We start from the raw sequence: 13,473 nt of genomic DNA, 5'->3' as shown, positions 1-13,473 counted from the left end.
AAATGGGCGCACCCCTCGCCGCGCACCCGGCCACCCGCGCCGATGCCAGACGAAATCGCGCGCTCGTCCTCGCCGCCGCCCAGCGCGCCTTCGCCGAGCACGGGACCTCGGTCTCGCTGGCCGAGGTCGCTCGCCGCGCCGGTGTCGGCGCGGGCACCGTCTACCGGCACTTTCCTTCCAAGGCGGACCTGCTCGAAGCGGTCATGCGCGAACGCATCGAGCGACTCGCCGTCCTCGCCGAGAGGTGTCTGGCGCAACGGGACGTGGGTACCGCGTTCTTCGAATTCTGTGCGCGCGTCGTCGCTGTCACGCCACGTAACGAAGCGCTGTGCGAGTTCCTCGGGTCCGACGACGACTGGCCGCGGGCCTCGATGCAGGGGGCCGCCGCGCGCTTCCACCGGGCGCTCGGCGAACTGCTCTCGGCCGCGCAACGACAGCGTGCGGTGCGCGCCGACGTCGATCTGGAGGATGTGCTGGGGATCTTCACCGCGTGTGTCGCGATCCAGCGGATGCGCAGGGTCGACGGAACCGTTGATCGAACGGCCGCCCTCGTTCTGGATTCGCTGCGTGAGCGGCCGGAGGAACCGGGCGTGACGAAATACCGGTCCGGCGCGACCTCGCGTGACGAAATGACCGGGCGTGATGAAACAACAGCAGATGGCGCGGCGCGGTGCCCGGTGTGCCGGGAGCCTGTGACGCGGAAGCCCGCGGGTCGGCGTGCCCGCTTCTGCTCACCGGCCTGCCGTCAGAAGGCGCATCGCCGACGAGTGGCGGCTCGGGCCGCGCAGCGGACGGGGGACCCGATCGGGCTGTAGCAGCGGAGATCGCCGCCGGCGGCTCAGAGCAGATCCTCAGAGCAGATCACTGACGTCGTCGGGGACGTCGACGGCGTATTTCCGCAGGATCTCCATCGAGATGACCTCGAGTGCGTTCTCGTGGGTGGCGGCCAGGACCACCGGGGCGGCCACTCCGTCCTCATGGGCGTGTAGCCAACGCACCGCGACCACGCACCAGCGGTCGCCGGGCCGCAGGCCGGGAAAGTTGTTCTCCGGTCTCGGGGTGCTCAGGTCGTTGCCGATGGAAGCTTGATGCTCGAGGAATTCGGCGGTCACGACGGTGCACACGGTATGACTGCCCAGATCCTCCGGCCCGGTGCTACAGCAGCCGTCCCGGTAGAACCCGGTGAGAGGATCGGCGCCGCACTCTTCCAGCGGCCCCCCAAGCACGTTTCGATCGGTCACGTCGCCGATCCTATGTTTCCTTCGCGATAACTTCCGCAGGACAAGAAATCTCGGCACCTGTGTCGACTGCCGTCATGGCGTCGAACAGGCGCGATGAACAGCGGCGACGAGTCGTTCTGCAAGTATGGACGTCGTGAGTGCCCAAGCCTGGATTGTGATAGCCGCGGTCGCCGCCCTGCTGCTGGTGGCGTTCGTCGCCGGATTCGTCCTGTACAAGCGCCGCCGCGTCTCGATCACGGCGCCCACCCCCGACAAGGAGCTGACCGACCGCTCCGGCGGCTATACCGCCGCGGGCGGATTCACCTTCAGTCAGGGCTCGGCGGCGACGGCCACCCGCCCGGGACCCCCGGAACGCACGGACATCGAAGGCCAGCCACACATCGGTGACGACGCCGCGATCCCCCGGGACGCGCCGAAGCGCGGTATCACCGATGTGGCCTTGCCGGACGCCGACGTCGCCGAAGCGCCTACGGGTTCCGGCGCCGCGGTGGCGGAACCGGAGGCCGCCGACGCGACCACCACACAGGACAGGCCCCCGACCGCCGAGGCTCCCGCGACCGGAACCGACGTCCCGGTCACCGGTCCCGCGCCCGCCGTGGAGGAACCCGCTCCCGTCGGCGACAGCACCGCGCCGGTCATCGAGCCGGAGGTCCTGACCCCCGGCGCAGCCTCCGAGACCACCGCCCCCGAGATCCCGGCCACCGCCGAAGGCGCCGAAGCCCGGCCCGCGCTCGAGGAGATCGAGCCGACCGCGGGGCGCCTGACCCGCCTGCGCGGCAGGCTGTCGCGTTCGCAGAACGCGGTCGGCAAGAGCCTGCTCGGCTTGCTCGGTGGCGGCGATCTGGACGAGGAATCCTGGGAAGAGGTCGAAGACACCCTGGTCCTGGCCGACCTCGGCACCGCGAGCACGGCGGCGGTCGTGGAGCGGCTGCGCGAGGAGATCAGCGCCCGCACCGTGCGCACCCCCGAGCAAGCTCGTCAGGTGCTCCGCGATGTGCTCGTCGAGGCCCTGCGCCCGGAGTTGGACCGTTCCATCCGCGCTCTGCCGCACCCCGATCATCCGGCGATCCTGCTGGTCGTCGGGGTGAACGGCACCGGGAAGACGACCACCACCGGCAAGCTGGCGCGTGTTCTGGTCGCCGACGGCAGGCGCGTGCTGCTCGGCGCGGCCGACACCTTCCGTGCCGCCGCGGCCGATCAATTGCAGACCTGGGGTGAGCGGGTCGGCGCGGACACGGTGCGTGGCAAGGAGGGCGCCGACCCGGCCGCGGTCGCGTTCGACGCGGTCGCCGCGGGCATCGAGCGCGGGGTGGACGCGGTGCTCGTCGACACGGCTGGGCGCCTGCACACCAAGACCGGCCTGATGGACGAGCTCGGCAAGGTCAAGCGCGTGGTGGAGAAGAAGGCCGCCGTCGACGAGGTGCTGTTGGTACTCGACGCCACCGTCGGTCAGAACGGCCTGCTGCAGGCCAGGGTGTTCGCCGAGGTGGTCGACATCACCGGCGTGGTGCTGACCAAGCTCGACGGCACGGCCAAGGGCGGCATCGTGTTCCAGGTGCAGCACGAACTCGGCGTGCCGGTGAAGCTGGTCGGCCTCGGCGAGGGCGCCGACGATCTCGCGCCTTTCGAACCCGGTGCCTTCGTGGACGCATTGCTGGGCTGAACCGCCGCTCTCGCGGGGACGACTGCGCAGACATCGATATCGGCGGCCGGGGGAGCAACCCGGCCGCCGTTGTCGTCGAGGGGACTTGCTGCCGACGATCACGGGGCGATTCATCCCATTGGCCGGAATAGCGCTCACACCTGCGACGAAACATGCGGTGCACCTTGTGAAACCTGGCGGAAACACAACCTGAGCATCCGTTCACTCAGGTGAAACACCGCGGCGGTCCAGTTGAAACACCGGAAGAACACTCTTCTCTGCAGGTCCATTTGCCAAGGGCGGCTGGGCTCCAGATGAGGAGGACATTAAGGTGGCTTTTCCCGTAATCGGTACGCCGGACACCGGCGATACCGCATGGATGCTGGCGAGTGCCGCACTCGTTCTGCTGATGACCCCAGGACTCGCATTCTTCTACGGCGGCATGGTCCGTGCGAAGAACGTCCTGAACATGATCATGATGAGTGTCAGCGCGATGGGGTTGATCACCGTCCTCTGGGCGCTGTACGGCTTCTCGCTGACCTTCGGCGAAGACAAGGGGAACCTGTTCGGTGATCCCACCCAGTACTTCGGTCTGGCCGGGATGTTCGGTACCACCGAGACGGGTGAACTCCCGCTCGTCGGCACCATCCCGCTGACCCTGTTCGCCGCGTTCCAGTTGATGTTCGCGATCATCACCGTCGCGCTCATCTCCGGCGCGGTCGCCGACCGGCTGAAGTTCGGATCCTGGCTGCTGTTCGCGGGCATCTGGGCCACCGTCGTCTACTTCCCGGTGGCGCACTGGGTGTTCTCCTTCGACGGAACCACCGCCGAAGTGGGCGGCTGGATCGCCAACAAGCTCGAAGCCATCGACTTCGCGGGCGGCACCGCCGTCCACATCAACGCGGGCGCCGCCGCTCTGGTGCTCGTGCTGATCCTCGGCAAGCGCAAGGGCTGGCCGCAGACCCCGTTCCGTCCCCACAACCTGCCGTTCGTCATGCTCGGCGCCGGTCTGCTGTGGTTCGGTTGGTACGGCTTCAACGCCGGCTCCGCCGTCGGCGCCAACGGCACCGCGGCCGCGACCTTCCTGACCACCACCATCGCCACCGGCGCCGCCATGATGGCCTGGCTCCTGGTCGAGAAGGTGCGTGACGGTCATCCCACCTCGCTCGGCGCTGCCTCGGGCATCGTCGCGGGTCTGGTCGCCATCACCCCGTCCTGCTCGTCGGTGAACGTGCTCGGCGCGCTCGCCATCGGCATCGTCTCCGGCGCGCTGTGCGCCCTGGCGGTCGGCCTGAAGTTCAAGTTCGGCTACGACGATTCGCTCGACGTGGTCGGCGTGCACCTGGTCGGCGGTCTCGTCGGCACCCTGCTCGTCGGCCTGGTCGCCGCGCCGGAAGCGCCTGCGGCGGCGGAGGGCCTGTTCTACGGTGGTGGTCTCGACCTGCTGATCAAGCAGGCCGTGGGCGCCTTCACCGTCCTCGTCTACTCGATGGTCGCGACCGCGATCATCGCGCTGGCCATCAAGTTCACCATCGGACTGCGTGCCGACGACGAGGGCGAGGCAGCGGGCCTGGACGAGTCCGAGCACGCGGAAAGCGCATACGATTTCGCTGCTGTGGGTTCCACCGCCCGCTCGCTGTCCAAGGAGGCATGACGACATGAAGTTGATCACCGCAATCGTCAAACCGTTCACCCTCGAAGACGTCAAGACCGGCCTGGAACAGGCAGGCGTGTTCGGTATGACGGTCAATGAAGTACAGGGCTACGGCCGTCAGAAGGGGCACACCGAGGTCTATCGCGGCGCGGAGTACTCGGTCGACTTCGTGCCGAAGGTCCGAGTCGAGGTCGTCGTGGACGACGCGTCGGTGGACAAGGTCGTCGACATCATCGTCGAGGCCTCGCGCACCGGCAAGATCGGTGACGGCAAGGTCTGGGTCACCCCGGTCGAGTCGATCATCCGGGTGCGCACCGGCGAGCGCGGCACCGACGCGCTGTAGCCGGAACAACGAGTCGAGCGGTGGCCCCGCTCCGATCGGATAGCCCGGTCGGGGCGGGGCCGCACTCATGAAACGGGTGGTGGGTCATGGGTAGTGGAAGTAGCCGAACCGACGGGGCGAAGGCGCCCAACGGTGGCGCGGCCGGTCTGGTGCAGGCGCGCAAGCAGTTGCTCGAAGGTGGAATGCCGCGCAATCCTCGCCTGGACGCCGAGTCGGTGCGTCTGGCGCTGGTCGATCTCTACGAACTCTGGCTCACCAACAAGGGCGCCGAACTGGGCATCACCCCGGACAGTGGATTGTCCGTGGTCGCGGTCGGCGGACTGGGCCGTCGGGAGATGCTGCCCTACTCGGATCTGGATCTGGTGCTGCTGCACGACGACGGCGCCTCCGCGCGGGTCGCCGAGGTGGCCGATCAGCTCTGGTATCCGTTGTGGGACGCCCACATCAAGCTCGATCACAGCGTCCGCACCGTCGCCCAGGCGCTCCAGGTCGCTGACAACGACATGATCGCCGCCCTCGGCATGCTCGAGGCCCGCCATATCGTCGGTGACGAGGAGCTGAGCAATCTGCTCATCGGCGGGGTACGCAGGCAGTGGCGCAACGGAATCCGCCGACGCTTCGACGAACTCGTCGGCCAGGCCGAAGCGCGATGGCAGCGCAGCGGAGCGATCGCCCATCGCGCCGAACCCGATCTGAAGAACGGGCGCGGCGGCCTGCGCGACATCCAGTTGCTCGACGCGCTCGCCATCGCGCAGTTGACCGACGCCATGCCGGGGCTCGGTCCTGAGGTGCCCGGCGGCGGGTTGAAGCAGGCCCACCGCAGGCTGCTCGACGTCCGCACCGAACTGCACCGCGTTGCCGGACGCGGTCGCGACCAGTTGCGGGCACAGGACGCCGACGAGATCGGTGCGGCGCTGCGCATCGGCGATCGTTTCGATCTCGCTCGCACACTGAGTGATTCGGCCAGGACGGTGAGTTACTCCGTCGAGGTCGGGTTGCGGACCGCCGCCAACGCCCTGCCCCGCCGCGGCCTGGCCAAGTTGCGGCGGATGCCGGTGCGTCGACCACTCGATGAGGGGGTGGTCGAGCACGCGGGCGAAGTGGTGCTGGCCCGTGACGCGCGTCCGCAGCGCGATCCCGGGCTGACACTGCGGGTGGCGGCCGCCTCGGCGCAGACCGGGCTGCCGATGTCGGCCACCACGCTGGCCAGGCTGGCCGAGCAGGCGCCGGAACTGCGCGAGCCATGGCCGAAGGACGCGCTCAACGACCTGCTCGTGCTGCTCGGCTCCGGCCGGGGCGTGATCAGCGCGATCGAGGCGCTGGATCGCACCGGGCTGTGGGGCAGGTTGCTGCCGGAATGGGGTGCGGTGCGCGATCTTCCGCCGCGCGACGCCGTGCACACCTGGACCGTCGATCGGCACCTGATGGAGACGGTCGCCTACGCGAGTGCGCTCAGCACGCGCGTGGCCCGCCCGGATCTGCTCGCCCTCGGTGCGCTGCTGCACGACATCGGCAAGGGCAGGCAGGGCGATCACAGTGTCGTCGGCGCCGACCTGGCCACCCAGATCGGCAACCGTCTCGGACTGTGGCCCTCGGACGTACGCACCCTCAGCGCCATAGTGCGCCACCATCTGTTGTTGCCCGACACCGCGACTCGCCGCGACCTGGACGACCCGGAGACCGTGCGCGCGGTCGCCGAAGCGCTCGACGGCGACGCCAGGCTGCTGGAATTGCTGCACACCCTGGCCGAGGCCGACTCGCTGGCCACCGGGCCCGGTGTATGGGGGGAGTGGAAGGCCTCCCTGATCGGGGATCTCGTCCGTCGTTGCCGCGCCATGATGGCCGGCGACGAACTGCCGTCCCCTGAGGAGATCGCGCCCGAGTTGCTGGACAAGGCCGCTGCCGGCGGCGTGCACGTCGAATTGACCCAGGGCGAAGGAAAATTCACGCACGTGGTCACCGTCATCGCGCCCGACGCCCCCGGTCTGCTCTCGGATGCGGCGGGCGTGCTGGCGCTGCATTCGCTTCGGGTGCTCTCGGCGTCGGTCGGCATACACGGCGATTCGGCGATCGACACGTTCGTGGTCACCCCCAAGTTCGGCGATCCGCCGGACGCGGGTCTGCTGCGCCAGGAACTCATCCGCGCCATCGCGGGCGATCTGGATCTGCCCGGGGTGCTGGCCAAACGCGAGCGCGAGGCCACCGTGGCCGATCGCGGACCGTACGCGCAGGCTGAGCCGCGTCTGCTGTGGTCGCCGACCGCCACCGAGGGGCAGGTCATCCTCGAGGTGCGCGCCGAGGACCGCATCGGCCTGCTGAGCAGGCTCGCGGCGGCGCTGGCCGGGTGCGGCGTCAATGTGCGCTGGGCCAAAGTGGTCACCAGGGGTTCGGCCGTGGTCGACGCGTTCTGCCTGGATCTGGGGCAGGCCGACGCTCCGCAGCGGCGGGCGGCCGTGGAGAAGGCGGTCCTGCAGGTGGTTCCCCGGCCGGCTCCCAAGCCGCCGGAGGCGAACGGCGCAAGCTCTGTCTGATCGGTGCCGGGAACCGCGATCGTAATGTTGCAGATAATTTGCTGAGTCGCGTCCCTCGGTAACGGCGTGGCCCCTACGATCTAGAACGGTCCGTCCCGCGCACTGACGATGGGAGCTGGTCGATGGCAATTCAGGTTGTCGAGGCGTCGATGATCACCAGTGACGACACCTCACACATGGCACGGTGTGTCGGCGGTGATCTCTGGGTTGTCTCCTGGCTGCCCGGTCGTACGCTGACCGGACCGCAGGCCGTCGCGGCGATGACCATCGCGGCAGCGGTCGCCACCCAGAAGATGGACACACCGGCGCAATGGTCCACGCTGGATCCGCTCGCCCTGCGCGTCGGGCTCACCGGCAGGCAGTCGGTGCATCTGGTGCGGCTGGAGAACCACGATCTGCTCTGCGCGGGGGATGCGAGCCCCGCGCAGGTCGAGTAGCGGAGGCGATACCGACGACCGAGTGCGCGAAAGCCCGAGTGAGCCCATTACCCTGGGTAGTCAATTGACGTCACTCGAGATCAGGAGCGCGATCGGTGTTCGAATCCCTGTCCGACCGGCTTACCGGTGCCCTGAAAGATCTTCGCGGTAAGGGGCGTCTGTCACCGGCCGACATCGACGCCACCTGTCGGGAGATCCGGCTGGCCTTGCTCGAGGCGGACGTCGCGCTGCCCGTGGTGCGCGGTTTCATCGCCAAGGTCAAAGAGCGGGCCAAGGGCGCCGAGGTCTCCGGCGCGCTGAACCCCGCCCAGCAGGTCGTCAAGATCGTCAACGAGGAACTGATCCAGATCCTCGGCGGCGAGACGCGGCGATTGAATCTGGCGAAGAACCCGCCCACCGTGATCATGCTGGCCGGCTTGCAGGGCGCGGGTAAGACCACCTTGGCGGGCAAGCTCGCGAAATGGCTCAGGGGTCAGGGGCATCAACCGCTGCTGGTGGCCTGTGACCTCCAGCGTCCCGGTGCGGTCACCCAGCTCCAGGTGGTCGGCGAACGCGCGGGCGTGCCCGTGTACGCCCCGCACGCGGGCACCTCGATCGGTGGCGGCGAGAACCCGCTGGGCATCTCCGCGGCCGACCCGGTGGAGGTCGCGCGCGGCGGTGTCGCCGAGGCCAGGGCCAAGCAGTACGACGTGGTCATCGTCGACACCGCGGGCCGCCTCGGCATCGACGAGGTGCTGATGCGCCAGGCCGCGGGCATCCGCGACGCCGTCGAGCCCGACGAGACGCTGTTCGTGCTCGACGCCATGATCGGTCAGGACGCGGTCGCCACCGCCGAGGCCTTCCGCGACGGCGTCGGCTTCACCGGTGTGGTGCTCACCAAGCTCGACGGCGACGCCCGCGGCGGTGCGGCGCTGTCGGTACGCAACGTCACCGGCGCGCCGATCATGTTCGCCTCCACCGGTGAGAAGCTCGAGGACTTCGATGTCTTCCATCCCGACCGGATGGCCAGCCGCATCCTCGGCATGGGTGACGTGCTCACCCTCATCGAGCAGGCCGAACAGGTCTACGACGCCCAGCAGGCCGAGGAGGCCGCCCGCAAGATCGGCAGCGGCGAACTCACGCTGGAGGACTTCCTCGAGCAGATGCTGGCCATCCGCAAGATGGGCCCGATCGGCAACCTGCTCGGCATGCTGCCCGGCGCCGGGCAGATGAAGGACGCGCTCGCCGCGGTCGACGACAAGCAGCTCGACCGGGTGCAGGCCATCATCCGCGGCATGACCCCTGCCGAGCGGGCCAACCCCAAGATCATCAACGCCTCCCGCAGGCTGCGCATCGCCAACGGCTCCGGCGTCCAGGTCTCCGAGGTCAACCAGCTCGTCGACCGCTTCTTCGAGGCCAAGAAGATGATGGCGATGATGGGCCGTCAGATGGGCATGCCCGGTTCGCGGCGCGGCAACGCCAGGAAGGGCAAGAAGGGCAAGAAGGGCGGCCGCGGTCCGACCCCGCCGAAGATGCGCGGCGGCTTCCCCGGCATGCCCGCCGGATTGCCGGGCATGCCCGCGGCCGGGATGCCCGACCTCTCCGACATGCCTCCCGGTCTCGACCAGCTGCCGCCGGGTCTCGAGGGCTTCGATCTGTCGAAGCTCAAGTTCCCCAAGCAGTAGTTCCCGGAAGCCGGTGCTGTTCGCCGGGCGCGGGAACGCGTCCGGGCGGTAGGTTGAAGTCACCCGACCGCGCCGAGGAGGTTCGCGTGCATCTTCGTGGAATCGTGTTGCCCGACGAGGACATCCGCGATCTGTGGGTGCACGAGGGCACGGTATCCTTCGAGCCGGTGCCCGACGCCGAAACGCTGTGCGAGAGCGGCTGGATCGTGCCCGGTCTGGTCGACGCGCACTGCCATGTCGGCATCCGCTACGGCGGCGGTCACGAGGATCACGACGGCGCGATCGCGCAGGCGGAGGTCGAACGCGACGCGGGTGCGCTGCTGTTGCGCGACGCCGGTTCGCCGATCGATACGCACTTCATCGACGACCACGAGGAACTGCCGCGCATCATCCGGGCGGGCCGCCACATCGCCCGTCCCAAGCGCTACATCCGCGAACTCGGCATCGAACTCGACGACGAACGCGATCTGCCGGAGATCGTCGCCGAGCAGGCGCGCCGCGGCGACGGGTGGGTCAAAATCGTCGGCGACTGGATCGACCGCTCCGTAGGCGACCTGCAGCCGTTGTGGAGCGATGCCGTGCTCGCCGAGGCGATCGAGGCCGCGCATGCCAACGGCGCTCGCGTCACCGCGCACGTGTTCGGCGAGGACGCGCTGCCCGGACTGATCTCGGCCGGCATCGACTGCCTCGAGCACGGCACCGGCCTGACCGACGACACCATCGCGATGATGGTGGAGCACGGCACCGCGCTCGTGCCGACGCTGATCAATATCGACACCTTTCCCGATATCGCCGACAGTGCGGGCAAGTTCCCGATCTACGCCGCCCACATGCGCGACCTGCATCGCCGTGTCCGCGACACCGTCGGTAAGGCGCACGACGCCGGCGTCCCCATCTACGCGGGCACCGATGCGGGCGGCTCGATCCGGCACGGGCGTATCGCCGACGAGATCGCCGCCCTCGGCGCCGCCGGGCTGTCCGCCCACGACGCGCTCGGCGCCGCCTCCTGGTCCGCCCGCGCATGGCTGGGTAGGCCCGCCATCGCGCACGGCGCGCCCGCCGACTTCGTGGTCTACCGCGAGGATCCCCGCACCCATCCGGCCGTTCTCGCCGAACCGGCGTGGGTGGTGTTGCGCGGCCGGGTGGTCGCCTCGGCGTCCCCGGTCACCGGCCACCGATGAATCCCCGGCGTGGGTGCCGTCACGACTGATGACACCACCCCATCAGGAGGCCTGCAGTGCGCGATCTCGTCGTCACCGAGAACATCACCCTGGACGGGGTGATCGATGCCACCGAGGGCTGGTTCACCGTCGACGACGAGGCCGCGGACGATGCCGACATCCTCGCCGAGATCATGGCGCACACAGCGGCCTGCGACGCGGTGCTCTTCGGTCGTCGGACCTTCGAGGACATGCGCGGCTACTGGCCCGCGCAGGCCGATGACACGACCGGAATCACCGACGACCTGAACAACATGGCGAAGTACGTGCTCTCCCGATCCATGGACGACCCTGCCTGGCGGAACTCGACAGTCCTGCGCGACCTCGACGCGGTGGCGGCGCTGAAACGGCAGCCGGGCCGCGACATCGTCTGCACCGGCAGCATCGACGTGGTCCATCAGCTCGGTGCCGCCGAGCTGGTGGACGAGTACCGGCTGTTCGTCTACCCGGTGGTGCTCGGTCGTGGCGCGCGGCTGTTCCCGGACGGCACGCGGGCGCCCTCGTTGCGGCTGACCGAGGCGAAGGCGTTCCGCTCGGGCGTGGTCCTGTTGCGCTACCGACCCGAGCGCGCCGGCCGCACGGCGAGTGCCGATTTCTGAGCCGGGCGAGGCGTCTGGCAGAATGGGCCCTCGTCCTGTTCAGGACAGTGTCAGCCCGTCTCCGGTCACGTACCGCGCGGCGGTCACACACTCCATGCGCGAAACCGGGCTCGCAGACCGTGCGGGTCGCTGAATTGCGTGGTGACCATCCTGGCCATCATCCCCCGGGGACGATGGCCGCTTATTCGAAAGAGGCAGATCAGCATGGCTGTTCGCATCAAGCTCACCCGTCTGGGCAAGATCCGCAACCCCCAGTACCGCGTCGTCGTGGCCGACGCCCGCACCCGTCGTGACGGCCGGGCCATCGAGTCGATCGGCAAGTACCACCCGAAGGAAGAGCCTTCGCTGATCGAGATCGATTCCGAGCGCGTCCAGTACTGGCTGAGCGTCGGCGCCCAGCCGACCGAGCCGGTGCAGCGCCTGCTGGAGATCACCGGTGACTGGCAGAAGTTCAAGGGCCTGCCGGGCGCCGAGGGCACCTTGAAGGTCAAGCCGGCCAAGCCGTCCAAGCTGGACCTGTTCAACGCCGCGCTGGCCGCCGCCGACAACGAGCCGGTCGCCGACGCCGTCACCCCGAAGAAGAAGGCCAAGAAGGACGAGGCCGCCGCCGAGGCGACCGAGGCCGAGGCCGCGGAGTAATGAGCGCCGTCGTCGCCGATGCCGTCGAACACCTGGTCCGAGGCATCGTCGCCAACCCCGATGACGTCCGCGTCGAGCTGATCACCGGCCGTCGCGGACGCACCGTCGAGGTGCATGTGCACCCCGACGACCTCGGCAAGGTGATCGGTCGCGGTGGTCGCACCGCGACCGCGCTGCGCACTCTCGTCGCCGGTATCGGCGGCCGGGGTATCCGCGTCGACGTCGTCGACACCGACCAGTAGTCGGGAGAGACCGACCGATGGAACTCGTCGTGGGACGGGTCGCCAAGTCGCACGGCGTGCGCGGCGAACTCGTCGTCGATGTACGCACCGACGATCCCGACGCCCGTTTTGCCGAGGGCACGTCGCTGCGCGGGCGGATGCCCCGCTCGACCGGAACCCGCGAGTTCACCGTGGAGTCGGCTCGGGAGCACTCGGGCCGACTCCTGGTCTCGCTGGCCGGGGTCGGCGACCGCTCCGCCGCCGACGCGCTGCGCGGCATGCTGTTCGTCGTGGACAGCGCGGATCTGCCGCCGTCGGACGACCCCGACGAGTTCTACGATCACGAACTCGAGGGCCTGACCGTGCGCGACACCGCGGGTGCGGAGATCGGCACGGTCACCGAGGTGCTGCACTCGGCCGCGGGCGAACTGCTCGCGGTGCGCGCCGCCGAGGACGGCAGGCAGATCCTCGTCCCGTTCGTCACCGCCATCGTGCCGACGGTCTCGATCGCCGAGGGACTCGTCGTGATCGATCCGCCCGAAGGCCTGCTCGATCCCGAATGAGCGAGAACGGCCTGTCATGAAGGGCGGTCCGGTATGAAACTCGACGTCGTCACCATCTTCCCCGAGTACCTCGAGCCGCTGCGCACGGCGCTGCTCGGCAAAGCGATCGACAAGGGGCTGATCTCCGTCGATGTGCACGATCTGCGCCGCTGGACGCACGACGTGCACAAATCCGTCGACGACTCGCCCTACGGTGGCGGTCCCGGCATGGTCATGAAGCCCACCATCTGGGGCGATGCGCTCGACGAGGTCTGCCCCGACGATGCCCTGCTGGTCGTCCCCACTCCCGCCGGTGTCCCGTTCACCCAGGCCACCGCCCACCGCTGGGCCGGCGAACAGCATCTGGTGTTCGCGTGTGGCCGCTACGAGGGCATCGACCAGCGCGTCTTCGACGACGCGGCGCGCCGGGTCCGCGTCGAAGAGGTCAGCATCGGCGACTATGTGCTCATCGGGGGCGAAGCCGCCGTGCTGGTCATGGTCGAGGCGGTGGTCCGGCTGCTACCCGGCGTGCTCGGCAATCAGCAATCCCACGAACAGGACTCGTTCTCCGACGGCCTGCTGGAAGGCCCCAGCTACACCCGCCCGGTCAGCTGGCGCGGGCTCGAGGTGCCTCCGGTCCTGCTGTCCGGCGATCACGCCAAGGTGGCGGCCTGGCGGCACGAACAGGCCGTGGAGCGAACCAGACAACGCCGCCCGGATCTGCTGCCGCCGGACTGATC

14 protein-coding genes are annotated in these 13,473 nt (G+C 69.0%); 13 read left to right on the top strand and 1 reads right to left on the bottom strand.

Annotation, left to right across the window (positions count from 1 at the left end):
* The first annotated feature begins 2 nt into the window (after nucleotides 1-2).
* On the top strand, nucleotides 3-815 hold the full coding sequence (locus tag IU449_RS09220; RefSeq protein WP_195001433.1) for a TetR family transcriptional regulator: 813 nt from the start codon (nucleotides 3-5) through the stop codon (nucleotides 813-815).
* Nucleotides 816-851: 36 nt separating this feature from the next.
* On the opposite strand, the gene IU449_RS09215 is transcribed toward IU449_RS09220, so the two are convergent.
* Nucleotides 852-1,241, bottom strand: coding sequence for a DUF2237 family protein (locus IU449_RS09215; protein ID WP_195001432.1), 390 nt, complete (start codon nucleotides 1,239-1,241; stop codon nucleotides 852-854).
* Nucleotides 1,242-1,365: 124 nt separating this feature from the next.
* Here IU449_RS09215 and ftsY point away from each other — a divergent pair, with 124 nt between their 5' ends.
* The 12 genes from ftsY to trmD all read left to right on the top strand — a co-directional run bounded on the left by ftsY (nucleotide 1,366) and on the right by trmD (nucleotide 13,471).
* On the top strand, nucleotides 1,366-2,904 hold the full coding sequence (ftsY, locus tag IU449_RS09210) for a signal recognition particle-docking protein FtsY (protein ID WP_228803846.1): 1,539 nt from the start codon (nucleotides 1,366-1,368) through the stop codon (nucleotides 2,902-2,904).
* 310 nt (nucleotides 2,905-3,214) lie between these two features.
* Nucleotides 3,215-4,537, top strand: a complete 1,323-nt coding sequence (locus tag IU449_RS09205) for an ammonium transporter (RefSeq protein WP_324188145.1) — start codon at nucleotides 3,215-3,217, stop codon at nucleotides 4,535-4,537.
* A 4-nt stretch (nucleotides 4,538-4,541) separates the two neighbouring features.
* The gene (locus IU449_RS09200) at nucleotides 4,542-4,880 is read left to right on the top strand and encodes a P-II family nitrogen regulator (RefSeq protein ID WP_195001430.1); all 339 of its coding nucleotides are present in this window, start codon (nucleotides 4,542-4,544) and stop codon (nucleotides 4,878-4,880) included.
* Between the two features lie 86 nt (nucleotides 4,881-4,966).
* Nucleotides 4,967-7,411, top strand: coding sequence for a [protein-PII] uridylyltransferase (locus IU449_RS09195; protein ID WP_195001429.1), 2,445 nt, complete (start codon nucleotides 4,967-4,969; stop codon nucleotides 7,409-7,411).
* 122 nt (nucleotides 7,412-7,533) lie between these two features.
* Nucleotides 7,534-7,848 carry a hypothetical protein gene (locus IU449_RS09190; protein ID WP_195001428.1) on the top strand — a complete coding sequence of 105 codons (315 nt, stop codon included), beginning with the start codon at nucleotides 7,534-7,536 and terminating at the stop codon, nucleotides 7,846-7,848.
* A gap of 95 nt (nucleotides 7,849-7,943) precedes the next feature.
* A complete protein-coding gene (gene ffh, locus IU449_RS09185; RefSeq protein WP_195001427.1) occupies nucleotides 7,944-9,512 on the top strand; it encodes a signal recognition particle protein in 1,569 nt (522 codons plus the stop codon).
* A gap of 86 nt (nucleotides 9,513-9,598) precedes the next feature.
* On the top strand, nucleotides 9,599-10,693 hold the full coding sequence (locus IU449_RS09180; RefSeq protein ID WP_195001426.1) for an amidohydrolase family protein: 1,095 nt from the start codon (nucleotides 9,599-9,601) through the stop codon (nucleotides 10,691-10,693).
* A 56-nt stretch (nucleotides 10,694-10,749) separates the two neighbouring features.
* Nucleotides 10,750-11,331 (top strand): dihydrofolate reductase family protein, encoded by a 582-nt coding sequence (locus IU449_RS09175; protein WP_195001425.1) that lies wholly within the window; start codon nucleotides 10,750-10,752, stop codon nucleotides 11,329-11,331.
* A gap of 204 nt (nucleotides 11,332-11,535) precedes the next feature.
* Nucleotides 11,536-11,970, top strand: coding sequence for a 30S ribosomal protein S16 (gene rpsP, locus IU449_RS09170; RefSeq protein WP_195001424.1), 435 nt, complete (start codon nucleotides 11,536-11,538; stop codon nucleotides 11,968-11,970).
* Nucleotides 11,970-12,212 carry an RNA-binding protein gene (locus IU449_RS09165; protein WP_011210690.1) on the top strand — a complete coding sequence of 81 codons (243 nt, stop codon included), beginning with the start codon at nucleotides 11,970-11,972 and terminating at the stop codon, nucleotides 12,210-12,212. Before rpsP ends, IU449_RS09165 begins: the two co-directional genes overlap by 1 nt.
* Before the next feature lie 17 nt (nucleotides 12,213-12,229).
* Nucleotides 12,230-12,754, top strand: coding sequence for a ribosome maturation factor RimM (gene rimM, locus IU449_RS09160; protein ID WP_195001423.1), 525 nt, complete (start codon nucleotides 12,230-12,232; stop codon nucleotides 12,752-12,754).
* Between the two features lie 33 nt (nucleotides 12,755-12,787).
* Nucleotides 12,788-13,471 (top strand): tRNA (guanosine(37)-N1)-methyltransferase TrmD, encoded by a 684-nt coding sequence (gene trmD, locus IU449_RS09155; protein ID WP_195001422.1) that lies wholly within the window; start codon nucleotides 12,788-12,790, stop codon nucleotides 13,469-13,471.
* Nucleotides 13,472-13,473: the final 2 nt, after the last annotated feature.

It is taken from the genome of Nocardia higoensis (genome assembly GCF_015477835.1).
Lineage (GTDB): Bacteria > Actinomycetota > Actinomycetes > Mycobacteriales > Mycobacteriaceae > Nocardia > Nocardia higoensis_A.
Note: the sequence above shows the minus strand (reverse complement) of the source record. Positions and strands in the feature narration are given on the sequence as shown.